We start from the raw sequence: 23,488 nt of genomic DNA, 5'->3' as shown, positions 1-23,488 counted from the left end.
TCCAACAGTATTCGAATGACGCCGAATCAGGCGACAGTTGTTCACCGTTGCTCGCCCGGTAGACGAGCGGCAGCTTCGCAAGCCTGCTCAGCCCGCCCTCTTCAAAATCGCAACCCAATGTCGTTGTATGTCAGCATTTTTAGCGAAGACATGGCAACTTCTCGGTGTCACCCCAGAAGGCTCGTGGAATGAGCGGAGGGTTGCTTCTGCCGCCGAGATTATCGAGGCCGGGCAATTGCGTGCGACGCGCGGCACGCGTCACCCCGCCTCCGAGCGGGTGCCTCGCCGAACTCGGCAACTTGTTGAAAGTGCCGGCGGGACACCCGAAGGCGATTAGGTCAGCTACCCAAAGTCGGATATTGACAATGGCTCTCGTGGCGCGGCAAACTTCGCTCGGCATTCGCACCTCGGGTTCAAACACCTCTGATGTCAGGTGCGCAACGCGACCCGAAAATGCTACGGCAAGCAACGACGAGCACCGAATTATCCACTGACAGTTCAACAATCACCGGCCCACTAGTGGATGCGCAAGGAGAATCCATGGGTTATGCCAGGCGTATCGGCGGCGTCGGGGCGATAACCGCTGTTCTGTTGGCTGGCAGCACGCCGACCAACCCTACGGTCGGTTACGCTGCGCCAACGGATTCGGGTTCCTCGGCTGGCGAGTGGGCAGACGTGCCGTCACCGCCAGCCGGGTCGGACACGGGCGCGGTAGCAGCCGGGGTACCGGGAGCGGCGGCTGCGGTGCCGGGCGGGGCAGCTGGGGTGCCGGGCGCGGCGGCTGCGGTGCCGGGCGCGGCAGCTGCGGTCCCGGGCGCGGCGGCTGCGGTGCCGGGCGCGGCAGCTGCGGTCCCGGGCGCGGCCCTGCCGGGCGCCAGCGCGCAACCGGTCGACCCTGCCAGCATTCCCGATGACCTGCTCAATGCCGTGATCGATTTTCTGGCCGCGGTCCGCAACGGGGTTGTGCCCGTCATCTTCAACCGGACTCCGGTCGCGACCCCCCAACAAGTCAGCATCCCCATCAACGGCAGCACCGGCCCCGTTCCGTTCACGGCCTACGACCCCGACGGCAACAGGATGACCTTCAAGGTCAATCCGCGCGGTACACCTGGCGGACCGCAGCACGGCGTCGTCAACATCAACCAACAAACAGCCAGCTTCACCTATACGGCCGATCCGGGTTTCGTCGGCAACGACACCTTCACCGTCGCCGTCAGCGACGACACCAGCCTGCACGTACACGGCCTGGCGGGATACCTGGGTCCGTTCCACGGACACGACGACGTCGCCACCGTGACCGTCTTCGTGGGTGGCGTCCCGACCACGACGATAAGCGGTGCCTTCAGCATGCTGACCTACAACATTGCCGGGCTGCCATTTCCGCTATCCAGCGCAATCTTGCCGCGCTTTCTGTACACCAAACAGATTGGGCAGCGGCTCAATTCCTACTATGTCGCCAACGTCCAGGAAGACTTCGCCTACCATGATTTCCTGGTCAAGAAATCGGATATGCCCGGCCAGACACCGCCCAGCCCACCCACGCTGCTGTGGCCTATCGGCGTGCCCTTCTCCGACGGACTCAATACCCTTGCACAGTTCAAGGTGAAAAGGCTCGACCGGCAGACATGGTGGCAGTGCAGCGCCGACAACTGCCTCACCGTGAAAGGCTTCAGCTATAGCCAGCTGCAGCTTCCGGGTGGTGAAACCATCGACCTTTACAACCTGCATACGAATACCGGCGGGGGCGCGTTCACCAACGCCAACCTTGCTCAGCTCACCAATTACATCCAGCAGAATTCCGGGGGCCACGCGGTCATTGTTACGGGCGACTTCAACGCCCTGTATTCCGACGACCAAAGCGCGCTTCTGCAATTCGCCGCGAACAATTTGCTGACCGATGCGTGGGTCCAGGTCCAGGGTGGTCCCACCAGCCCACCCTTCGCACCTACGTGCAAGGTCGGCAACGAGTGCGAGCTGCTGGACAAGATCTTCTACCGAAGCGGTCAGGGCGTGACGTTGACCGCGACCGGTTACAGCAACGAGGCGCCGAAGTTCTTCAATTCCAATGGGCAGCCGCTGTCTGATCACAGTCCGCCCATGGTCACCTTTCAGTACACCGCCGACAATGTGGGTCCCTAGACTGCCAACCGTCCCCAGGTCTCGACGGCCGGCGGTTGCCTTTCAGCGCCTGACGACTGTGGGCAACCAACGGGACCGGCTGCGCGGTGCGAGGGCTTCGCGTCGAAAATCGCGTTGAATCAAGCGGACGTGAGAACCTGGTTCCACCCTGCGACAGATTCGGGGCTGCGCGGACCCGGCCCGACATAAATGGCCGACGGGCGGACCAGCTTGCCGAGTCGCTTCTGCTCGAGGATGTGCGCACACCAGCCAGCGGTACGCCCGCAGGTGAACATTGCCGGCATCATATTCGCCGGCACTCGGGCGAAGTCCAGGATGACGGCGGCCCAGAACTCCACATTGGTCTCGATCGCCCGGTCCGGGCGGCGTTCCCGCAGCTCGGCCAGTGCAGCCTGCTCCAGCGCCATGGCGACGTCGTAGCGCGGTGCGCCCAACCGTTCCGCGGTTGCGCGCAGTACCCGCGCCCGCGGGTCCTCGGCGCGATAGACCCGGTGTCCAAAGCCCATCAGCTTGTCGCCACGATCCAAGATCTTCTTGACCAGACCACGCGCGTCGCCGGTGCGCTCGACTTCTTCGAGCATCGGCAGCACCCTCGCCGGCGCCCCGCCGTGCAGCGGTCCGCTCATCGCGCCGATCGCCCCGGACAGCGCTGCGGCGACGTCCGCACCGGTGGAGGCGATCACGCGTGCGGTGAACGTCGAGGCGTTCATGCCGTGCTCGGCCGCCGACACCCAGTAGGCGTCAATGGCTTCGACATGCCTGGGGTCCGGCTCGCCTTGCCACCGGGTCATGAAACGCGCTGTAACCGTTGAACATTCGTCGATGACTCGCTGTGGTACGGCCGGCTGATAGATGCCGCGCGCGGATTGCGCGACGTAGGACAGTGCCATCACCGATGCACGGGCCAGCTGTTCGCGGGCCGTGCGATCGTCGATGTCGAGCAACGGCGCATACCCCCAGATGGGGGCCAGCATCGCCAGTCCCGCTTGCACGTCGACCCGCACGTCGCCGGTGTGGATGGGCAACGGGAACGGTTCGGCCGGCGGCAGCCCATGGCCGAATTCGCCGTCCACCAGCAACGCCCACACGTCTCCGAATGTGACCCGTTGACTCACCAGATCTTCGATATCGACGCCGCGGTAGCGCAATGCGCCGCCGTCTTTATCCGGCTCGGCAATCTCGGTGGTGAAGGCCACCACGCCATCAAGACCAGGGACAAAACCTTCCGGGACCACAGTCATAGGCAAATTCTCGCACCCCACCTCCCCGCGGACGCTACCGGCTGGTAGCGACACCGCTAGCGTTGACACGATGACAGATCATCTGGCTGGGATGCGGGTTGAGTACGGGTCCGCCGAGAAGGACGGAAGCCCCGACCTCGATGAAGCCTGGCTCGCGGACGGATGGCTCGCTTTGTTTCGCACCTGGCTTGCCGACGCTCAACGCGCCGGCCTCGTCGAGCCAAATGCGATGGTGCTGGCTACCGTCGCAGCGGGCCGGCCGGTCAGCCGATCGGTGCTGTGCAAGGGCGTGGACGAGACGGGGATCACCTTTTTCACCAACTACGAGTCGGCCAAGGGCGCCGAGTTGGCGGCTGTGCCTTATGCGTCGGTCACATTTCCGTGGTATCAGCTGGGTCGACAAGTCCACATCCGGGGCCCGGTGAGCCGGGTTGATCCCCGAGTGACCGAGCAGTACTGGTCCCAGCGACCGCGTGGGTCGCAGCTTGGAGCGTGGGCGTCGCACCAGTCGCAGCCGATCGCGTCGCGCGCGGCGCTGCTCGATCTACTTGCTGAAGTGACTGCGCGGTTCGCCGACGCGGAGCACATTCCGGTTCCGCCGAACTGGGGCGGTTATCTCATTGGCCCTGAGGTGGTGGAGTTCTGGCAGGGCCGGGAAAACCGGGTACACAACAGGATCCGGGTGGCCGGCGGCCATATCGAGCGGCTGCAGCCCTAGCGGGCCGACGACGCGGGGCGCGAAGCGCCATTGGGGCGATGCGCGCCGCCGACGCGGCGCCGCGAAGCGGCGGTATAGGGGAGAGTAGTTCCCATATCAAACCGCTGGCGGGCCGAGTGTGCCGAGTGTGTAGTGGCCGGTTCCGAATGTGAGCTCACGGTGGCCCAAAGGGCCGCGGGCCCGCCGCAGCCGCACGCTCGACACCGTGACTGCACACTCGACGCCGCAGCCGCACGCTCGACACCGTGACTGCACACTCGACGCCGCAGCTGCACGCTCGACGCCGTGACTGCACACTCGACGCCGCAGCCGCACGCTCGACGCCGCAGCTGCACACGCGACGCCGTGACTGCACACTCGACGCCGCAGCCGCACCCTCGACGCCGTGAGCGTGCGCTCGAGACCCCGCAAGCGCGCGATGGCCTACCCCAATGCGCGGACAAGCCCGGAAAGACCCGACAAGCGCCGCACGACCGGCAGATTCGACCCCGGGCAGGCGCTCCGTCGTGTCAACGACTACCTTCACCTATACGCACCGAGTGGGGCTGCCATATCAGCCAGAGCGCAAAGGGGTTCTCGTGGCCGACACCGACGACACCGCAACTCTGAAGTACCCGGGGGGCGAGATCGACCTGCAGATCGCCCATGCCACCGAAGGCGCAGACGGGATTTCGCTCGGTCCACTGCTGTCCAAGACCGGCTACACCACATTCGACGTCGGCTTTGTCAACACCGCTTCGTGCAAGAGCTCCATCACCTACATCGACGGAGACGCCGGCATTCTGCGTTATCGCGGTTACCCGATTGACCAGCTGGCGGAGAAGTCGACCTTCATCGAGGTCTCCTACCTGCTGATCTACGGCGAGCTGCCCACCCCTGACCAGCTGGCCGAATTCACCGGCCGCATCCAGCGCCACACCATGCTGCATGAGGACCTGAAGCGGTTCTTCGACGGCTTTCCGCGTAACGCACACCCGATGCCGGTGTTGTCCAGTGTGGTCAACGCCCTCTCGGCGTATTACCAGGATGCCTTGGACCCGATGGACAACAACCAGGTTGAGCTGTCAACCATCCGATTGCTGGCCAAGCTGCCTACCATTGCTGCCTACGCCTACAAGAAGTCGGTCGGCCAGCCGTTCCTCTACCCGGAGAACTCGCTGACATTGGTGGAGAACTTCCTGCGGATGACGTTCGGCTTCCCGGCCGAGCCCTACCAGGCCGACCCGGAGGTGGTGCGGGCGCTGGACATGCTGTTCATCCTGCACGCCGACCACGAGCAGAACTGTTCGACATCAACGGTGCGGCTGGTGGGCTCGTCGCGGGCCAACCTGTTCACCTCCATCTCCGGCGGCATCAACGCGTTGTGGGGGCCGCTGCATGGCGGCGCCAACCAAGCGGTGCTGGAAATGCTCGAGCAGATCCGCGAGAGCGGCGACGACGTGGGCGAATTCGTCCGCAAGGTGAAGAACCGCGAGGCCGGCGTCAAATTGATGGGCTTCGGCCACCGGGTTTACAAGAACTATGACCCACGCGCGCGGATCGTCAAGGAACAGGCCGACAAGATCCTGTCCAAGCTGGGCGGCGACGACTCGCTGCTGGGTATCGCCAAGGAGCTCGAAGAGGCGGCGCTGACCGACGACTACTTCATCGAGCGCAAGCTGTACCCGAACGTCGACTTCTACACCGGCCTGATCTATCGTGCGCTCGGTTTCCCGACTCGGATGTTCACCGTGCTGTTTGCGCTGGGTCGGCTGCCGGGTTGGATCGCGCACTGGCGGGAGATGCACGACGAGGGCGACAGCAAGATCGGTCGCCCGCGCCAGATCTACACCGGCTACACCGCGCGCGATTACGTGGCCATCGATGGGCGGTAATCGCCGCTAATCGGAGTGTTACTCGAGTGCTAGTCGAGTGCTAGTCGAGTGACGCCAACACCGCCATGGCGGCGTTGTGCCCGCCGATGCCCGATACTGCGCCGCCGCGGCGGGCACCTGAGCCGCACAGCATGATCCGTTCGTGGCCGGTGGCCACCCCCCATTGCCGGGCCGGTGTGTCCAGCGGCTCGTCGTCCTCGGCGAACGGCCACGACAGGGCGCCGTGGAAGATGTTGCCGCCGGTCATGTGCAGCGCGTGCTGCAGGTCCAGCGTGGTGGTGGTCTCGATGCACGGCCGGCCGCCCGCGTCGGTCATCAGGAGATCCTGAATAGGTTCGGCCAGAACCGAGTCCAGTGACGAGAGCACCGACCGCGTGAGCTGGCCGCGCACGGCGTCCGGGTCGGCGCCGGAGCACAGCGAATGTGGCGTGTGCAAGCCGAACACGGTCATGGTGTGCACTCCCGCGTCGCGCAGCCGGTCCGACAGGATGCTGGGATCGGTCAGCGAATGGCAGTACGCCTCGCACGGCAACGGATCGGGCAGCCGCCCGCCGGCTGCGTGCGAATACGCAGTGTCCAGCTGGGTCCAGGTCTCGTTGACGTGCAAGGTCCCGGCAAAGGCCTGCTCCGGGGTGACGCCGGCGTCCCGCAACCGGGGTAGTCGGCGTACCACCATGTTCACCTTGATCTGGGCGCCCGGGGTCAGCAAGGGCTCCCGTTCGCCCAACAGGCCGGCCAAAACCGCCGGTGTCACGCCGGCCAGCACGAACCGCCCTCGGATCACATGCTCGTCGCCGTCCGCGCGGTAGCGCACCTCCCCGGTCGGATCTACCACGAAAACATCTGCGCCAGTAGTTATTTCGGCGCCATGGCGGGCGGCTGCGGCAGCCAGGGCCCACGTCACCGAACCCATGCCGCCGACCGGGACGTCCCAGTCTCCGGTGCCCCCGCCCAGCACGTGATAAAGGAAGCAGATGTTCTGCCTCAGCGACGGGTCGTCCAGTCGCGCGAAGGTGCCGATCAGCGCGTCGGTCGCAATCACCCCCCGGACCAGGTCGTTAGCCACCGCGCCGGTAATGGCGTGTCCGATCGGCTCGTCGATCATGGCCTGCCAGGCGCCCGCCGCCACCCGGCCGGCGCGGTCCACGACGTGGCGGCGTGCCTGCTGCCGGGTGCGCAGTGGCTCCATCAGCGTCGGCCAGAGCCGTTCGGTCACCAGTCGGCAACGACGGTAGAAGGCGTCGAAGCCATGCTCGTCAGCCGCGGCGCCGATCGCAGCGAATGTGCCCGCGCCGTTCGGCCCGACGAGCAGACCGGACCGCCCGGCGGTAGCCGGGTCCGGCGTATACGACGAATACGGTCGACGGGCTAGCCGCACGGGTGCGCCCAGTTCGTCGACGATGCGCTGCGGCAACAGGCTGACCAGGTAGGAATACCGCGATAGCCGGACCTCGACACCTTCGAAGGCCTGCGCCGACACCGCGGCCCCACCGATGTTCGGCAGCCGCTCCAGCAAGCGCACCGCAAGCCCCGCCCGGGCCAGGTAAGCGGCCGCGACCAGGCCGTTGTGACCGCCGCCGACGACGACGGCATCGTATTCCTGCATGGTGGTGTCGACAGGCAGCCCGGATCGGGGCTAGCTGAGCGCTAGCTGAGGTACCCCTCGACTTGGCCGCCGGGACGCAGATGTGCCTCGCGCGGGTCACCACCGGTTTCGCGCAGTGCCCGTCGCTGCCGCAGCAGGTCCCAGCACTGGTCGAGTTCGACTTCGATGCGGCGCAGTTGCTGATGCTCGTCGGACTCGGCGACGTCGCCGTGCTGCAGCCGCGTACGCAGCGCCTTCTCCTCAGCGACCAGGTCGCGGATCTGCGCCAGGGTCTCGCTGTCCGTTGGTTTGCTCCCGCTAGCCATTGCTCCAGTGTGCCTGACATTCGCGGTTTCGCCGCTGGACAGTCGGTAGGCTGCATATCGCCCGAGGGCGGTACAGATAACTTTTCAACGGCGAGAGGCGGGGCAATGGCGGGTACCCAGCCGGTCTCAGACACGGCGCCCGCACCGGCCCACGCGCGCAGATTCCGCCGGCACCCGCTCGGCGTCGCCTGGCTGATTGCGCTGGCGGTTATTCCGTTGCTGATGGCGGCAATCGGTTACGGCGCATTCGGTCGTCCCACGTCCGTCACCGCCCCGACCGGTGACCTGCCCACCCTGACAACGATCAGTAGCACGCCCAACGCCTCCGATGTGTCATGGTCGCTGCTTTCAATCAGCCGCAGTGGCAACACCATTACGCTTATCGGCGACTTTCCCGACGACAATGCCAAGGCGGCGCTGCTGGCGGCACTCAGGAACGTGCTGACTCCGGGCGTCACCGTCATCGATCAAATCCGTATCGATCCTCTGGTCCGCGCCCTCGATTTCGCAAACGCGGAACCGGTTTTCACCGCCGGCGCCGCAATCCCGGACTTCAGCCTGAAGGTCGAGAGAAACACCGTGACCTTGTCGGGAACCGCCGCATCGCCCGATCAGAAAGATGCGGTGGAGCGTGCAGCCAAAACTTCTTGGCCCGGAGTCAAGATCGTGAACAACATCGAGGTCAAGGGGCCGGCCCCGACGCCGGGCGCCAGTCCACCGCCAGGCTCGGGTGCCGCCGGCCCGTGTGCCGACCTACCGGCGGTCATCAATGCCCTGACGGGCGGGGCGATTGCCTTCAAGAACGACGGGGTCAGCCTGACACCTGCCGACAACCAGATCCTGAGCCAGGTAGCCGCCAAACTCAAAGCCTGTCCGGACGCACGAGTGACCGTCAACGGCTACTCCGACAACGGCGGCGGCGAGGGCATCAACTTTCCGTTGAGTGTTCAGCGAGCCACCACCGTCGCCGATTTCCTGGCCGCCCAGGGAGTTGCCCGCGATCACATCACCGCCCGGGGCTACGGTTCCGCCAACCCCATCGCCAGCAACGACACACCCGAGGGTCGCGCCAAGAATCGCCGCGTCGAAATCGTGGTCAGCTAAGGAGAATCCAGCGTGGATTTCGTGATCCAGTGGTTGTACTACCTGGCTGCCTTCGTGGCAGGCTCGGCTCTCGCATGGGTGATCGCCACCGTCTTCGTCAAGCCCGCCGGCCAAGAACAGCAAGAACTGCAAGAGCACGAGGCGCATGAGACGGAGGCAGCGCCGTGACGGGCCACGTGCACTGGTGGCTGGTGGGGCTGGCTTTCGCCCTCGGCATGCTGCTGACCTTCACCCTGATGGTCGGCCCGGTCAAAGAACAACTACCGCAACACAAGTCGGGCACCATGCCGCGCCGGCCGGCGAAGAAGGCCACTGCCGCCGAGACGCCGCGCAAGAGGGCCGTCGCCCACAAAAGGGCACCGGCGAAGAAGATCCCGGCCGCCAAGAAGGTACCCGAGACCCCCGATGCGGACACTGCGTCAACGCAAGAGATCGCACCCGCGAAAGTTACGCCGGCACAGCAGGTCCCGGACGCAACGGAGTCGTCGGCCGAGCAGACCGTGGTAATCGGGGAATCTTCGCTGCAATCCCCGGCGCGGTTTGCCCCCTACGGTCCGGGCTCCGCGCGCGCCGGCGCCGACGGCAGCGGACCGGAGGGATGGCTGGTCAAGGGCCGCACGGATACCAGGCTCTATTACACCCCCGACGATCCCGACTACGACGCGACCGTGGCCCAGGTCTGGTTCCAGGACGAAGGTGCCGCGGCACGGGCCTTTTTCACGCCTTGGCGCAAAAGCGCGCGACGGGAGTGAAACCGGCGTTCGGTTAGCTCGGGCCGGGAAGCTTCAGCAGCAGCCGCGCGCCGCCCAGCGGGCTGTCCTGCAAAGACGCGGTCCCGCCGTGCAGCTGAGCCTGCTGCGCCACCAACGCCAGCCCGAGACCGGATCCCGAATGGGACGCCGTCGATCCGCGGGAGAACCGGTCGAACACCACCTGGCGCTCTTCTTCGGGTACTCCGCTGCCGTTGTCGTCGATGGCGATCTCGACGCCGGCCCGCGAACTGACGGCCGACAGCTGCACCCGGGTGGCGCCGCCGTGTTTGACGGCATTGGCGATGGCGTTGTCGACGGCCAGCCGCAAGCCGGCCGGCAGCCCGACGATGATGCAGGTCGGCGACGGCACCAGCGAGACGTCGAGGTCGGGGTAGATGCGTATCGCATCGTGGGCCGCGCGGTCGAGCAGCTCGGTGATGTCGACCGGCACATGATCGTCCGAGGTCGACAATTCGCCCTGGGCCAGCCGCTCCAGGGCGCTGAGTGTGGCTTCGATGCGCGATTGGGTGCGGATCACGTCGTTGAGCACTTCTTTGCGTTGGTCTTCGGGCAGGTCCAGGGTGGACAGCACCTCGAGATTGGTCCGCATCGCGGTCAACGGAGTGCGCAATTCGTGGGAGGACACCGCGGCGAAGTCGCGAGCCGACGCCAGCGCCTCCTTGGTGCGGATTTGCTCGTTCCAGATGCGCTGCAGCATGCCGCGCATCGCCTCGGCGATCTCGATGGCTTCGCTGGCGCCGTGCACTTCGACCCGCGGCGCCTCGTCCCCGGCGTCGATCGACCGCGTTTGTTCGGCCAGCTGTTTGAACGGCCGCACCGCGAACACGGCCAGCAGCCAGGCGAACACCGCTGCCGCGCCGATGGCGAAGGCACAGATCAACAGCACCCGGCGGTGCAGGTTGTTGGTCTCGGCGACGGTGGCGTCATAGGTCGCGCCCACCGCTACCGACGTCGGCTCGGGCCCCGGGATCTCCACCGTGCGCACCCGGTAGCGCACTCCGCCGATGTAGGTGTCGGCGTAGTCATTGTGCAGTTTGGGCAAAGTGATGTCGGAATTCGACTTGACCAAATCACCGCGGCGGACCGTGATGAGGGCGTCGCGGTCGTTGGGGGAGCGCGGGATTTCGTCGAGGCCACGTGGCACGAACGGGATCGCGAATCCCGCCGCCTCGTCCAGGCGGCGGTCCAGCCGCTCTTTGCGGTCGTTGGTGATCCCCACCCAGACCACGGTTCCGACGATGAGTACCGGTATCGCGGCGCCGATCGCCGTCGCAACCACCACCCGCGTCCGCAACGAGGGCGTACGGGCGAAGATCCGCGACAGGATGTTCACTCACTGCATCCTGAGCACGAAGCCGACGCCGCGCACGGTGTGCAGCAGCCGGGGTCCGCCGTTGGCCTCGAGCTTGCGCCGCAGGTACCCGATGAACACGTCGACGACGTTGGTGTCGGCGGCGAAGTCGTAGCCCCATACCAGCTCCAGCAGCTGCGCGCGCGACAGCACCGCCGTCTTGTGCTCGGCCAGAACTGCCAGCAGGTCGAACTCGCGCTTGGTCAGGTCGACGTCGACGCCGTTGACCCGGGCGCGCCGGCCCGGGATGTCCACCTCCAGCGGGCCCACCGTGATGGTTTCCGAGGAGGACGTCGCGGTGGAGCCGCGGCGGCGCAACAGCGCCTTCACCCGGGCCACCAGCTCAGCCAGCACGAACGGCTTGACCAGGTAATCGTCGGCACCGGCCTCCAGACCAGCGACTCGGTCGTCAACCGAGCTGCGTGCCGACAGCACGCAGACCGGCACGTCGTTGTCCATGGCGCGCAGTGCCGTGACCACACTCACGCCGTCCAGCACGGGCATGTTGATGTCGAGCACGATCGCGTCCGGGCGGGTCTCGGTCGCGCTGCGCAGGGCCTCGGCGCCGTCTACCGCGGTCGAGACCTCGAACCCGGACAGCCGCAGGCCGCGTTCCAATGAGGCCAGGACATCGGAGTCGTCATCGACCACCAAGACCCGAGGTGAGCTCACACCAGTCTCCATGCCGCTCATTTTGCCTGATTGTCACCCGCGGCGGTGGGACGCCGCCCGCCGGGTCGCTTGTGCCTGTCCGGCGGCTTACCGCCAGCCTGTTCGACTCACCTCGACGGCGACGGGAGCCGCGGCGGCGGCGACGCCGACGCCCGCGCCGCAGGCGCCTGGAACCCGACCAGACCGAGCGGGAATTCACCGCTTGCAGCGCGGCGCTATCGCGAGCAGGAACGTGCGGCGCGGGCATGTTCCGTGTAGGCACTCCTCGAATGTTGCGGAGGTCCGACGGCTCGATCCCGGATCGCCGCTGCCGCGGGCCCGGCAGGTGGCGAACGTCAATGTTGGCTGAATGGTTACGGATTCGACGCTACGCTGCGACTGCCAGATATCACTGGCATGTCATCATCGAAATCAGGTGGCAGGTCAAGATATTCGATGTCCTGACCGGCATTTGCCGTTGCGGGTTCGATATTTCGGCGCCATCTTCCCGTAACGAGATCGGGAGACGAATTCTTCGTGACTGAAGTGAGGTGCGCGCCGGGGACAGCGGCGCGGCATCCGTCGCCGGCAATCGCCGTAGCGCCGGAGCGGCGCCGGGCGGCAACCGATCTCAAGCGGCTGTTGCCGTACCTGATTCCCTATCGCACCCGCTGGATCGTCATCGTGGTAGCCGCGACTGCCAGCCTGGTTGCGACGGTGGGTATTCCGATCATGACGAGAGCCGTCATCGACGGACCGGTGCGCCACCATGACCAACGCGGGCTGTGGGTACTGGGGTCCGCGGCGATGGGGCTCGGCCTGTGCGAGGCGGGGATGCTGTTCATCCGTCGCTGGCTCACCGCGCACGCGACCATGGGAGTCGAAGCCGATATCCGCCGAGACCTGCACGCGCGCCTGCAGATCCTGCCGATGTCGTTTCACCAACGATGGCAGTCCGGCCAGTTGGTGTCGCGGATCATGAACGATCTCGGCACGATTCGCGACTTGCTGTCATTCGGCGCGGTATTCATGATGCTCAACCTGCTGCAAATCACCGTGGTGACGGTGTGTCTGCTGGTGATGTACTGGCCGCTGGGTCTGGTCGTGTTGGGTTCCATCGTGCCGATCGTCGCCACGGTGCTGCACTACCAGGGGGAGTTCACTCGGCTGTCGCGTCAGGTGCAGGACCAGACCGGCCACGTCGCAACGCATGTCGAGGAGTCGACGCTGGGCCGCGACGCGGTCCTGGCATTCGGGAGCGAAGATCAGGTATTCGAGCAGTTCGACTCGGCGATCACGACGCTCTACCACGTTGGTCGCCGCAAGGTGTCGGTAGCCGCAAAGTTCTGGACCCTTCTCGAGGTCATCCCCAATGTGGCCCTTATCGTCCTGTTGGGCTTCGGCGCCTATGCGGTGGGCCACGGACTGGTCACCATCGGCACCCTGGCCGCGTTCATCACGATGACGCTGTCGCTCGTGTGGCCCGTCACCGCGATGGGTTTCCTGCTGTCGATGACCCAGGAAGCGATGACGGCGGCGAACCGCATCGCCGAGATATTCGATGCCCCAGGTGAATTCGACAACGGAGTGCAGTCGGACTCGGCGCCCCGCGGTCGACTGGAATTGCGTGACGTCGGGTTCCGAGTTCCGGGCGACGCTGGTGGCAGGTGGCTGCTCCGGCATGTCACGCTGAGCCTCGAACCCGGCGAGACGCTGGCGCTCGTCGGCTCCACCGGTGCGGGTAAGTCGCTGCTGACCGAGCTGCTCTCTCGGATCCACGACGTCTCGGAGGGCCGGATTCTTCTGGACGGGCGTGACATACGTGAGTTGTCGCTGTCGGCGCTGCGCCGACTGGTTTGCCCGCTGTTCGAAGAGCCGACGGTGTTCTCGATGTCGGTGGCCGAGAACCTACGGCTGGGCCGGCCGGCGGCCGGCGACGCAGAACTGGTCGAGGCGATCGAGCTGGCCGGGGCACAGTTCGTCTACGACCTGCCGTTCGGGTTCGACACGCGTATCGGCGAGCAGGGCATGCGGTTATCCACCGGGCAACGGCAGCGGCTATGCATCGCCCGGGCACTGGTTGCCGCGCCGGCGTTACTGATAATCGACGACGCCCTGCCCGCAGCCGACATGTTGCCCCGGGCGCTGCGCGGGGCCAGCAGCGTGGTGGTTACCCGCCGGCCGTCCACGGCCCAACAAGCCGACCGGGTCGCGCTACTCGAGCACGGCACCATCACCCACATCGGCACGCATGCCGAGCTGCTTGCCCAGGTGCCGCGGTACCGCCATCTCATGACTGGCGATCATATCGATTGTTCTGCAACGATTTTCGCGAGCTCATTGGTGGAGAAACCATGACGACACTGGATACCCGGCCGAGGGTGGTCCACGGCCGCGACGCCAATCGCGCCGACCATGATCCCGCCCTCGACGAGGCCATGGCCCACGGCCGCCGCGCGCGTGTACTGCTGGGCTCGCTGATGCGGCCGCACACGTCGACCCTGCTGCTGCTACTACTGCTGGCGGTGCTGGAAAACGCTGCGCGACTTTCGGTTCCACTGCTTGTCCGGCGTGGCATCGACTACGGGATTCCCTCGATCATGCATGGCGGCTCGGCCGGCGCGTTATTGCTCATCGTCGTCACGCTGTGCGGAGCGGTGCTTATTCACGGCCTGTGCCGGTGGTTCTTCCTCAACCGCGCCGGGGCGGTCCGCCTGACGGTCCTGTTGGATCTGCGGCGCAAAGTATTCCGGCACTTTCAGCGGCTCGACACAGCCTTCCACGACCGGTATACGACGGGCCGGGTGGTCAGCCGGTTGACCAACGACGTCGAGGCCGTCCAAGACATGCTTGCCGCCGGGTTCGATTGCCTGATCACGGCGGCGCTGACGCCGCTCGGTATCGCCGTGCTGCTGGTCGTGCTCGACTGGCGGCTGGGGTTGGTCTGCGTGGCGGTGTTTCCGGTATTGCTGGGCCTGGGCGCGTGGTTTCGGGCCGAATCGTCGAAGACCTACCGTGAGGTGCGGGAAAGCACGGCGCTGGTCATCATGCAGTTCATCGAGTCGATGGCCGGCATCAAGACCCTGCAGGCATACCGGCAGGAGCCGCGAAATCAGGTGGTGTTCGAAGACATCGCCGATCAGTACCGGGTGATCAACGAAAAGTCCTTCAAGCTGATGGCCGTCTTCACGCCGGGCGTGAAAGTGATCGGCAACCTAACCATCGGCTTGGTGTTGCTCTACGGCGGCAGCCGGGTGCTGCACGGCGAGATGACGATCGGAACGTTCGCGGCCTTCCTGCTGTACCTGCGCATGTTCTTCGAGCCGATGCACGAGATCACCCATTTCTTCAACGCATTTCAGGCTGCCACGTCGGCGCTGGAGAAGTTGGCCGCAGCGCTGCGCCGGCGGCCCGCAATCGAATACCCGGGCACGCGCACGTTGGGTTCTCTGCGCGGAGCCGTCGCGTTCAACAACGTCCATTTCGGTTACGTGCCGGGCCGTCCCGTCCTGTCCGGGCTGTCCCTGACCGTGCCGGCAGGCCAGACGGTGGCGCTGGTCGGCGCGTGCGGCGTCGGCAAGAGCACCGTCGCCAAACTGCTGGCCAGGTTCTCCGACCCGACATCGGGATCGATCACCCTGGACGGCGTCGATCTACGAGATCTGTCCCGCGCCGAGCTGCGCCGGCATGTCGTGCTGGTCGGCCAGGAAACCTTTGTGTTCTCCGGCTCGATTGCCGACAACATCCGGTTCGGCCGGCCCGGCGCCAGCGATGCGCAGGTCAGGGACGCGGCCGCCGCGGTCGGCGCCGACGACTTCATCGCCGCGCTCCCGAACGGATACCGCACCGAGGTCGCCGGCACCGGCGTGCCGTTGTCCGCGGGCCAGCGACAACTCATCGCCCTGGCGCGTGCGGTGCTGGCGGACCCGACGGTGCTGATCGTGGACCAGGCGACGTCGTTACTGGACGTCCCCGGCGAACGCGCGGTGCGACGGGCCCTGCAGACCGTGCTGGCGGGCCGGACCACGCTGGTCATTTCGCAGCGGCTCGACGCGGCCGAGGGTGCCGACCGGCTGGTGGTTCTCGGCGAACGGGGCCAGATCGTCGCCGACAATGCGCCGGGCACTGTCGTGGGGCACGGCCACCCGAAATGGATGGCACCAGGCGCCGAGAGCTAGGCCGGGGGGGTCTAGGTGTGGTCTAGGTGTCTTGAGGCAACCCGATGCGTCGATAGCGCGCCAACCGAGCGGCCATGCGTTCGGCGTCGGGAACCGACCGCAGCGCATGCACCTCGGCCGCGATGGCGCGCGACAGCCGTCGGGCGAACTCGACCGGCTCGGCTGCGGCGTCGGGATACTCGGGCACGACGACGTCGACAATCCCGGCGGCCAGCAGGTCCGCCGACCGGACGCCTTGGGCCGCGGCCAGCTCGGCGGCATGGGCGGTGTCGCGGAACACGATCGCACTGGCACCCTCCGGCGGCAGCGGCGCCAGCCAGCCGTGCAGCGCGGCCAGCACCCGGTCGGCGGGCACCATCGCCAACGCCGGCCCACCGCTGCCCTGGCCCAGCAGCACCGACACCGTCGGGGTGTCCAGTGTGACGAGGTCGGCAAGGCTCTGGGCGATCTGTCCGGCCAGCCCCCCCTGCTCGGCTTCGGCCGACAGCGCGGGTCCGGCGGTGTCGATCATCAGCACCAGCGGTAGCCGCAGCTCGGCGGCCAGCGCCATGCCTCGCCGGGCTTCACGCAGCGACACCGGACCGACGAGTCCCCCGACGACTCGCTGCTGGCCCAGCACCACCGCCGGCTGGCCGCAGAAGCGAGCCAGGGCCAGCAGCGTCGTCGCCGCTTCGCCATAGCCGGTACCCGAGAGCAGCACCCGGTCGGTGGCGGCATCGCGTAACAACCGCGCCACACCCGGCCGGTCGGGCCGTCGCGACGCCACCACCGAGTCCCAGGTCGGCACGTCGGGTACCGGCTCGGGCTGCGCCGGCGCCGGCGGCGGCTCGGGAGCATCGGTGAGCACCGTCAGCGCCCGATCCACCGTGCGGCGCAGCTCGTCGAGCGCGACGACGCCGTCGATCACGCCATGGCGTTGCAAATTCTCCGCGGTCTGAACACCGTCGGGGAAGGGTTCGCCGTAGAGCAGCTGGTACACCCGTGGACCCAGGAAACCGATCAGGGCACCCGGTTCGGCGACGGTGACATGGCCCAGCGAGCCCCACGACGCGAACACCCCGCCGGTGGTCGGATTCCGCAGGTAGACGAGGTAGGGCAGGTGTGCCTGCTGGTGCAGCCGGACGGCTGCGGCGATCTTCACCATCTGCAGGAAGGCGACCGTGCCCTCCTGCATCCTGGTGCCGCCGGAACTCGGTGACGCCAGCAGCGGCAGGCGCTCGGCGGTGGCGCGCTCGACGGCGGCGGTGATGCGTTCCGCCGCCGCAACCCCGATCGATCCGGCGAGGAAGCCGAATTCGCACGCCACCACCGCGACGCGTCGCCCGAAGATGCGCCCCTCGCCGGTGAGCACCGATTCGTCGCGGCCGGTGGCGGCGCGGGCCCGCGCCAGATCACCCGCGTAGGACTGCGATACCGGCACTGGCAGCGGGTCGGTGTCCCAACTGGTGAACGAGCCCTCATCCAGCACCGCGTCGCGCAGTTGGTCGGTCGTGATACGACTCACCCGATGAGGCTATATAGGCTGGCGCAATGATCGGTATCACCCAGGCCGAGGCCGTGCTGACAATCGAGTTGCAGCGCCCGGAGCGCCGCAATGCCCTGAACTCCCAGCTCGTGGAGGAGCTGCGGGAGGCATTCCTGAAGGCCGGTGACGGCTCAATCCGGGCGATTGTGCTCACCGGACAAGGCTCGGCGTTCTGCGCCGGAGCGGACCTGTCCGGCGACGCATTCGCCGCCGACTACCCCGACCGGCTCATCGAGCTGCACCGGGTGATGGACGCCACCCTGATACCGGTGATCGGCGCCATCAACGGTCCGGCTATCGGCGCGGGCCTGCAGCTGGCCATGCAGTGCGACCTGAGAGTAGTCGCGCCGGAGGCGTTCTTTCAGTTTCCGACGTCCAAATATGGTCTGGCGCTGGACAACTGGAGCATCCGTCGGCTCTCCTCGCTGGTCGGTCACGGACGGGCGCGCGCGATGCTGCTGGCCGCGGAGAAGCTGACAGCCGAGATGGCGCTGCACACCGGAATGGCCAACCGGATCGGGACACTGGCCGACGCGCAGGCCTGGGCCACCGAGATCGCCGGCCTGGCGCCGCTGGCAATTCAGCACGCCAAGCGGGTGCTCAACGACGATGGCGCCATCGAGGAGCCCTGGCCGGAGCACAAGGAGCTTTTCGATCGGGCCTGGAGCAGCCAAGATGTCATCGAGGCACAGGTTGCGCGCGTGGAGAAGCGGCCGCCGAGGTTTCAGGGGGAATAGTCGTGGTGGTGCGCCGAGCGCTACGACTGGCCGCCGGCACGGCCTCGCTGGCGGCAGGTGGCTGGCTCGTGCGGGCACTGCACGGCGCACCGGCTGCGCTCGGGGCAAACCCCGCGACCATCCGCGCCATTTCGGAGGGGTCGCCACACTACCGGGACGGCAGCTTCGTCAACCTCGACCCGGGGTCCATATACGTCATGGGCCGCGAGGAACTGCGGCTCATTCTCTGGGAGTTCGTGGGTAATCGCGGTGGCAGCAGGCCCGCGAAACCGATCCCGCTGGCCGCCCCGGAGATCTACAAAGGTGACGCCAGCCGGCTCGCCGTCAGCTGGTTCGGTCACTCGACGGCGCTGGTGGAAATCGACGGTTACCGGGTGCTGACCGATCCGGTGTGGAGCGACCGGTGCTCGCCCTCGGATCTCGTCGGGCCCCAGCGGCTGCATCCGCCGCCGGTGCAATTGGAGGGCCTTCCGGCCGTCGATGCGGTGGTGATCAGCCATGACCACTACGACCATCTCGATATCGACACCGTCATCGCGTTGACCCGCACCCAGCGCGCGCCGTTCTTCGTGCCGCTCGGGGTCGGTGCCCATCTGCGGGCGTGGGGCATTCCCGAGCAGCGCATCGTCGAACTCGATTGGCAGCAGAGCGGTCAAGTTGACCAGCTCAGGATCGTCTGTATGCCGGCACGGCACTTTTCGGGACGCTTCCTGAGCCGTGACAACACCTTGTGGGCGTCGTGGGCGTTCATCGGTCCCCGTCATCGCGCCTACTTCGGCGGTGATAGCGGCTACACCAAGAGCTTCGCTCAGATCGGTGCGGACCACGGGCCGTTCGATCTGACACTGATGCCGATCGGTGCCTACAACACCGCGTGGCCGGATATCCACATGAACCCCGAGGAGGCGATCCGGGCCCATCTGGAGGTCACCGATTCCGGCGCGGGGCTGTTGGTGCCGGTGCACTGGGGCACCTTCCGGCTGGCTCCGCACCCATGGTCAGAACCGGTCGAGCGGCTGATAGCGGCCGCTGAGCCCGAGCGGGTCAAGGTGGCGGTGCCGCTGCCGGGTCAGCGGGTGGATCCGGCCGGGCCGTTGAGATCCAACCCGTGGTGGCGGCTTTAGCTCGGCAGCGCTGGACCCGGCCGCGTGCCACGTCGCTCACGCGGCACGATTCGGCACCGGGTTAGAGTGAGCGGCCATGACGAGACGCGCGGCGACGGCCGCATTAGTTGGGATGTTGCTGGCGCTGGTGGCATGCGGGCCCGCGCAGCGGGCATCCGGCCCGACGTCGGCGCGATCCAACGTTCCGCCCAATGAGGTTTCGGGCCTGGACATTCCGGCCGGGCGTATCGACGAGGCGGTGGCGAAGCTCGACGGCCTGGTCGCCGAGCTGATGAAGACCAGCGGCATCCCCGGCATGGCCGTGGCCGTTGTCCACGGTGGAAAGACGTTGTACGCGAAGGGTTTCGGCATCAAGGATGCCAGCAAGACCGACGGTCCGGACAACCGGGTGGACGCCGACACCGTCTTCCAGCTGGCATCGGTGTCCAAATCGGTCGGTGCGACGGTGGTGGCGCACGAAGTGGGCACCCACGTGGTCACCTGGGATACGCCCGTCGTCGCGAAGCTGCCGTGGTTCGAACTCGGCGATGCCTACGTCACCAGCCATGTGACCATCGCCGACCTCTACTCGCATCGCTCCGGATTGCCGGACCATGCCGGTGACCCGCTGGAGGATCTGGGTTACGACGGGCAGCAGGTGCTGCAGCGGCTCAAGTACTTGCCGCTGGCACCATTTCGGATCAGCTACGCCTACACCAACTTCGGGGTGACCGCTGCGGCCGAAGCGGTCGCGGCCGCGGCCGGCAAGCCCTGGGCGGAGCTGTCCGACGAGGTGCTCTACCGTCCGCTGGGAATGACGTCAACCAGCTCGCGGTTCGCCGATTTCCTGGCCAGACCCAACCACGCGGTAACCCACATCAAGGTCGCAGACAAATGGGAGGCCCGTTTCCAACGGGATCCCGATGCCCAAACGCCCGCAGGCGGGGTCAGCTCCTCGCTCAACGACATGACGCACTGGCTGACCATGGTGCTGGCCAACGGCACCTACAACGGTCAGCAGATCACGTCGCCCGAGGCGCTCTTGCCGGCCATCACACCGCAAGTGATCTCGACTCCCGCGCGGTTGCCCAAGGCGCGAGCGGGCACCTATGGTTACGGATTCAACGTGTCGGTGAACTCGTCGGGTCGCACCCAGTACGGACATTCCGGCGGATTCGGCTTGGGGGCCGCGACGAATTTTACGGTCCTGCCGTCCGAAGACCTCGCCATCATTGCCCTGACCAATGCCGCACCCTACGGAGTGCCGGAAACGCTGACGGCCGAATTCATGGACCTGGTGCAGTACGGCCAGGTCCGCGAGGACTGGGCGACCCTGTATAAGCAGCAACTTGCCCCGCTGAACAACCCGGAGGGGGCGCTGGTCGGCAAACAGCCTCCGGTCAGCCCCGCGCCGGCACGGCCGTTGAGCGACTACGTCGGGGTCTATGCCAACGACTACTGGGGTCCGGCCACCGTGACCGAACGTGACGGCCAGCTGCAGCTGTCGCTGGGGCCGAAGAACCAGACATTCACGTTGACGCATTGGGACGCAGACACTTTCACTTTCCCGCTGTCGACCGAAAACGCCTTGCCCGGATCCATTTCCAAGGCTGTCTTTTCCGGATTCCCTGTCGCCACGCTGAACCTCGAATACTACGACGCCGACAAGCTGGGAACGTTTACTCGATGAGCGCCGCGCCCGGCTTGACCGATGCCGAAGTGGCACAACGGTTAGCCGAGGGCAAGAGCAACGACATCCCGGAACGGACCACCCGCAGCGTCGCGCAGATCATCCGGGCCAACGTGTTCACCCGCATCAACGCGATCCTGGGCGTGCTGCTGGCGATCGTGTTGGCGACGGGCTCGGTGATCAACGGGCTGTTCGGTCTGCTCATCATCGCCAACAGCATCATCGGCATGATTCAGGAGCTCCGGGCAAAGCAGACGCTGGACAGCTTGGCGATCCTGGGGCAGGCCAAACCCTTGGTGCGCCGGCGATCCGGTACTCAGACCCGGTTTCCGAGCGAAGTCGTCCTGGACGACATCATCGAACTCGGGCCAGGAGACCAGGTCGTCGTCGACGGTGAGGTCGTCGAGGACAGGAACCTCGAGGTTGACGAATCACTGCTGACCGGTGAGGCGGACCCGATCGCCAAAGACCCCGGTGACCCGGTGATGTCGGGCAGTTTCGTCGTCTCCGGAACGGGAGCCTACCGCGCGACCAAGGTGGGCCGGGAAGCGTACGCGGCCAAGCTGGCCGCCGAGGCCAGCAAGTTCACTTTGGTGAAATCCGAACTGCGCAACGGTATCAACAGGATTCTGCAGTTCATCACCTACCTGTTGGTGCCGGCGGGACTGCTGACCGTCTATACCCAGCTGTTCACCACGAAGGCCGGGTGGCGGGAATCGGTGCTGCGGACGGTGGGCGCCCTGGTGCCGATGGTGCCCGAAGGTCTGGTGTTGATGACGTCGATCGCGTTCGCGGTCGGCGTCATCCGATTAGGCCAACGCCGATGCCTGGTGCAGGAATTGCCCGCCATCGAGGGGCTGGCCCGAGTCGACGTGGTTTGTGCCGACAAGACCGGCACGCTGACCGAAAGCGGTATGCGGGTATCCGAGATCAGTGGATTGGGCACTGCTGACGATCGTATCGTCGACGTGCTGGCTTCCCTGGCTGCTGCCGACGACCGACCCAATGCCAGCATGCAGGCGATCGCCGCGGCCTGTCATTCGCCGCCCGGCTGGAGCTTAACTGCGACAGCGTCTTTCAAGTCCGCGACAAAATGGAGCGGCGCCTCGTTTCATGATCACGGCAACTGGGTGATCGGCGCACCCGATGTGCTGCTCGACTCGGCATCGACAGCCGCCGAACAGGCCGAGCGCATTGGGGCGCAGGGGTTGCGGGTGCTGCTGCTGGGTGCTTCCGACGTCGCCGTGGACCATCCCGACGCGCCCGGACGGGTCACCCCGGTCGCTCTGGTGGTGCTCGAGCAGAAGATCCGGCCCGACGCCCGCGAAACGCTTGAATACTTTGCCGACCAAGGCATTTCGGTAAAGGTGATCTCTGGCGACAACGCCGTGTCGGTCGGGGCGGTCGCCGGCAAGCTCGGGCTGCGGGGCGAGGTGCTGGATGCGCGTCAACTCCCTGCCGAGCCCGCCGAACTGGCCGACACGTTGGAATCCTTCACGACGTTCGGCAGGGTGCGTCCCGACCAGAAACGAGCCATTGTGCATGCCCTGCAGTCGCACGGGCATACAGTGGCGATGACCGGCGACGGCGTCAACGACGTGCTTGCCCTCAAGGACGCCGACATCGCCGTGGCGATGGGGGCGGGCAGCCCGGCTTCGCGCGCAGTAGCGCAGATCGTCTTGCTGGACAACAGGTTTGCCACCTTGCCCTACGTGGTCGCCGAAGGCCGCCGGGTGATTGGCAATATCGAACGAGTCGCGAATCTGTTTCTGGCTAAAACAGTGTATTCGGCGCTGCTGGCGTTGCTGGTGGGGATCGAGTGCTTGCTTGCCAAGCCACTGGGGGCTGATCCGCTGCTGTATCCGTTCCAACCGATCCATGTGACCATCGCGGCGTGGTTCACCATCGGCATTCCGTCATTCATCCTGTCCCTGGCGCCCAACAACGAGCGCGCGTATCCCGGCTTCGTTCGGCGCGTGTTGACCTCTGCGCTGCCGTCCGGACTTGTGGTGGGCACCGCGACTTTCGTTTCCTACCTCGTGGCCTATCCTGGCCGTCACTCGACATGGCATGAACGGACGCAAGCCTCGACGGCAGCCCTGATCACGCTGCTCGTGACCGCGCTATGGGTGCTTGCGGTGGTGGCACGGCCCTATCAATGGTGGCGTCTTGGACTGGTTATGGCCTCCGGCGCCGCCTATTTGGCGATCTTCAGCCTTCCGCTGGCGCAGCAGAAGTTTTTCCTGGACCCGTCGAACCTCGTTGTGACGTCGATTGCCTTGGGCATCGGCGTGATCGGGGCCGGCGTGATCGAGGCGACATGGTGGATTCGGGCCAGGGTGCTCGGCGTCAAACCGCAGGTATGGCGGCGTCCGGAAAAGTAAACGACCAAGACGTCAATATGGGCGGAAGTCAAAGGCGTGGCATCCCGGACCGCAGGTGTATAAATACTTTACATTTCGGGGCTATCTAAGAATGTTTCTTTGTCGTGGT

The 23,488-nt window shown here is 66.1% G+C and carries 19 protein-coding genes; 13 read left to right on the top strand and 6 right to left on the bottom strand.

What is annotated here, in order from left to right; all coding sequences use genetic code 11:
* The first annotated feature begins 540 nt into the window (after nucleotides 1-540).
* Entirely contained in the window at nucleotides 541-2,139 is a 1,599-nt protein-coding gene (locus MKAN_RS08990) for an Ig-like domain-containing protein (protein WP_023367446.1), read from the top strand.
* Between the two features lie 119 nt (nucleotides 2,140-2,258).
* Here the strand turns inward: MKAN_RS08990 and MKAN_RS08985 are convergent, their stop codons facing one another.
* Nucleotides 2,259-3,380: a citrate synthase 2 gene (locus MKAN_RS08985; protein ID WP_023367443.1), complete on the bottom strand. Its 1,122-nt coding sequence runs from the start codon at nucleotides 3,378-3,380 to the stop codon at nucleotides 2,259-2,261.
* A 91-nt stretch (nucleotides 3,381-3,471) separates the two neighbouring features.
* On the opposite strand from MKAN_RS08985, the gene pdxH reads away from it, so the two are divergent.
* The 3 genes from pdxH to MKAN_RS08975 all read left to right on the top strand — a co-directional run bounded on the left by pdxH (nucleotide 3,472) and on the right by MKAN_RS08975 (nucleotide 5,972).
* Nucleotides 3,472-4,098: a pyridoxamine 5'-phosphate oxidase gene (gene pdxH / locus MKAN_RS08980; RefSeq protein WP_023367441.1), complete on the top strand. Its 627-nt coding sequence runs from the start codon at nucleotides 3,472-3,474 to the stop codon at nucleotides 4,096-4,098.
* 245 nt (nucleotides 4,099-4,343) lie between these two features.
* Nucleotides 4,344-4,487, top strand: coding sequence for a hypothetical protein (locus tag MKAN_RS30390; protein WP_155254702.1), 144 nt, complete (start codon nucleotides 4,344-4,346; stop codon nucleotides 4,485-4,487).
* A 189-nt stretch (nucleotides 4,488-4,676) separates the two neighbouring features.
* Nucleotides 4,677-5,972, top strand: coding sequence for a citrate synthase (locus tag MKAN_RS08975; protein ID WP_023367439.1), 1,296 nt, complete (start codon nucleotides 4,677-4,679; stop codon nucleotides 5,970-5,972).
* 40 nt (nucleotides 5,973-6,012) lie between these two features.
* Here the strand turns inward: MKAN_RS08975 and MKAN_RS08970 are convergent, their stop codons facing one another.
* Both MKAN_RS08970 and MKAN_RS08965 read right to left on the bottom strand, forming a co-directional pair.
* Nucleotides 6,013-7,578 carry a phytoene desaturase family protein gene (locus MKAN_RS08970; RefSeq protein ID WP_023367437.1) on the bottom strand — a complete coding sequence of 522 codons (1,566 nt, stop codon included), beginning with the start codon at nucleotides 7,576-7,578 and terminating at the stop codon, nucleotides 6,013-6,015.
* A 41-nt stretch (nucleotides 7,579-7,619) separates the two neighbouring features.
* Complete coding sequence (locus MKAN_RS08965; RefSeq protein ID WP_023367435.1) at nucleotides 7,620-7,883, bottom strand: DUF2630 family protein; 264 nt, start codon at nucleotides 7,881-7,883, stop codon at nucleotides 7,620-7,622.
* A 105-nt stretch (nucleotides 7,884-7,988) separates the two neighbouring features.
* Between MKAN_RS08965 and arfA the strand changes: the two genes are divergently transcribed.
* The 3 genes from arfA to arfC are packed head-to-tail and all read left to right on the top strand — an operon-like array spanning nucleotide 7,989 to nucleotide 9,739.
* A complete protein-coding gene (arfA, locus tag MKAN_RS08960; RefSeq protein WP_023367433.1) occupies nucleotides 7,989-8,987 on the top strand; it encodes a channel-forming protein ArfA/OmpATb in 999 nt (332 codons plus the stop codon).
* Nucleotides 8,988-8,999: 12 nt separating this feature from the next.
* Entirely contained in the window at nucleotides 9,000-9,155 is a 156-nt protein-coding gene (arfB, locus tag MKAN_RS31075; protein ID WP_023367431.1) for a channel accessory protein ArfB, read from the top strand.
* Nucleotides 9,152-9,739 (top strand): channel accessory protein ArfC, sunset domain variant, encoded by a 588-nt coding sequence (arfC, locus tag MKAN_RS08955; RefSeq protein ID WP_023367429.1) that lies wholly within the window; start codon nucleotides 9,152-9,154, stop codon nucleotides 9,737-9,739. The genes arfB and arfC overlap by 4 nt, the downstream gene beginning before the upstream one ends.
* Nucleotides 9,740-9,752: 13 nt before the next feature.
* Here arfC and prrB read toward each other — a convergent pair whose 3' ends face one another.
* Both prrB and prrA read right to left on the bottom strand, forming a co-directional pair.
* The gene (gene prrB, locus MKAN_RS08950; RefSeq protein WP_023367427.1) at nucleotides 9,753-11,093 is read right to left on the bottom strand and encodes a two-component system sensor histidine kinase PrrB; all 1,341 of its coding nucleotides are present in this window, start codon (nucleotides 11,091-11,093) and stop codon (nucleotides 9,753-9,755) included.
* The gene (gene prrA / locus MKAN_RS08945) at nucleotides 11,094-11,804 is read right to left on the bottom strand and encodes a two-component system response regulator PrrA (RefSeq protein WP_023367425.1); all 711 of its coding nucleotides are present in this window, start codon (nucleotides 11,802-11,804) and stop codon (nucleotides 11,094-11,096) included.
* A 495-nt stretch (nucleotides 11,805-12,299) separates the two neighbouring features.
* Between prrA and MKAN_RS08940 the strand changes: the two genes are divergently transcribed.
* Complete coding sequence (locus MKAN_RS08940; protein WP_023367422.1) at nucleotides 12,300-14,120, top strand: ABC transporter ATP-binding protein; 1,821 nt, start codon at nucleotides 12,300-12,302, stop codon at nucleotides 14,118-14,120.
* Nucleotides 14,117-15,940, top strand: a complete 1,824-nt coding sequence (locus MKAN_RS08935; protein WP_023367420.1) for an ABC transporter ATP-binding protein — start codon at nucleotides 14,117-14,119, stop codon at nucleotides 15,938-15,940. The genes MKAN_RS08940 and MKAN_RS08935 overlap by 4 nt, the downstream gene beginning before the upstream one ends.
* A gap of 22 nt (nucleotides 15,941-15,962) precedes the next feature.
* On the opposite strand, the gene MKAN_RS08930 is transcribed toward MKAN_RS08935, so the two are convergent.
* Nucleotides 15,963-17,444 carry a carboxyl transferase domain-containing protein gene (locus tag MKAN_RS08930; RefSeq protein WP_023367418.1) on the bottom strand — a complete coding sequence of 494 codons (1,482 nt, stop codon included), beginning with the start codon at nucleotides 17,442-17,444 and terminating at the stop codon, nucleotides 15,963-15,965.
* A gap of 26 nt (nucleotides 17,445-17,470) precedes the next feature.
* On the opposite strand from MKAN_RS08930, the gene MKAN_RS08925 reads away from it, so the two are divergent.
* The 4 genes from MKAN_RS08925 (at nucleotide 17,471) to MKAN_RS08910 (ending at nucleotide 23,379) form a co-directional block, all read left to right on the top strand.
* Nucleotides 17,471-18,202 (top strand): enoyl-CoA hydratase, encoded by a 732-nt coding sequence (locus MKAN_RS08925; protein ID WP_023367416.1) that lies wholly within the window; start codon nucleotides 17,471-17,473, stop codon nucleotides 18,200-18,202.
* Between the two features lie 5 nt (nucleotides 18,203-18,207).
* Nucleotides 18,208-19,326: an MBL fold metallo-hydrolase gene (locus tag MKAN_RS08920; protein ID WP_099184983.1), complete on the top strand. Its 1,119-nt coding sequence runs from the start codon at nucleotides 18,208-18,210 to the stop codon at nucleotides 19,324-19,326.
* A 76-nt stretch (nucleotides 19,327-19,402) separates the two neighbouring features.
* Entirely contained in the window at nucleotides 19,403-20,995 is a 1,593-nt protein-coding gene (locus tag MKAN_RS08915) for a serine hydrolase (protein ID WP_036393602.1), read from the top strand.
* Nucleotides 20,992-23,379: a cation-translocating P-type ATPase gene (locus tag MKAN_RS08910; protein WP_023367410.1), complete on the top strand. Its 2,388-nt coding sequence runs from the start codon at nucleotides 20,992-20,994 to the stop codon at nucleotides 23,377-23,379. The genes MKAN_RS08915 and MKAN_RS08910 overlap by 4 nt, the downstream gene beginning before the upstream one ends.
* Nucleotides 23,380-23,488 lie beyond the last annotated feature (109 nt).

Source organism: Mycobacterium kansasii ATCC 12478 (genome assembly GCF_000157895.3).
In the GTDB taxonomy this organism is placed as follows: domain Bacteria; phylum Actinomycetota; class Actinomycetes; order Mycobacteriales; family Mycobacteriaceae; genus Mycobacterium; species Mycobacterium kansasii.
Note: the sequence above shows the minus strand (reverse complement) of the source record. Positions and strands in the feature narration are given on the sequence as shown.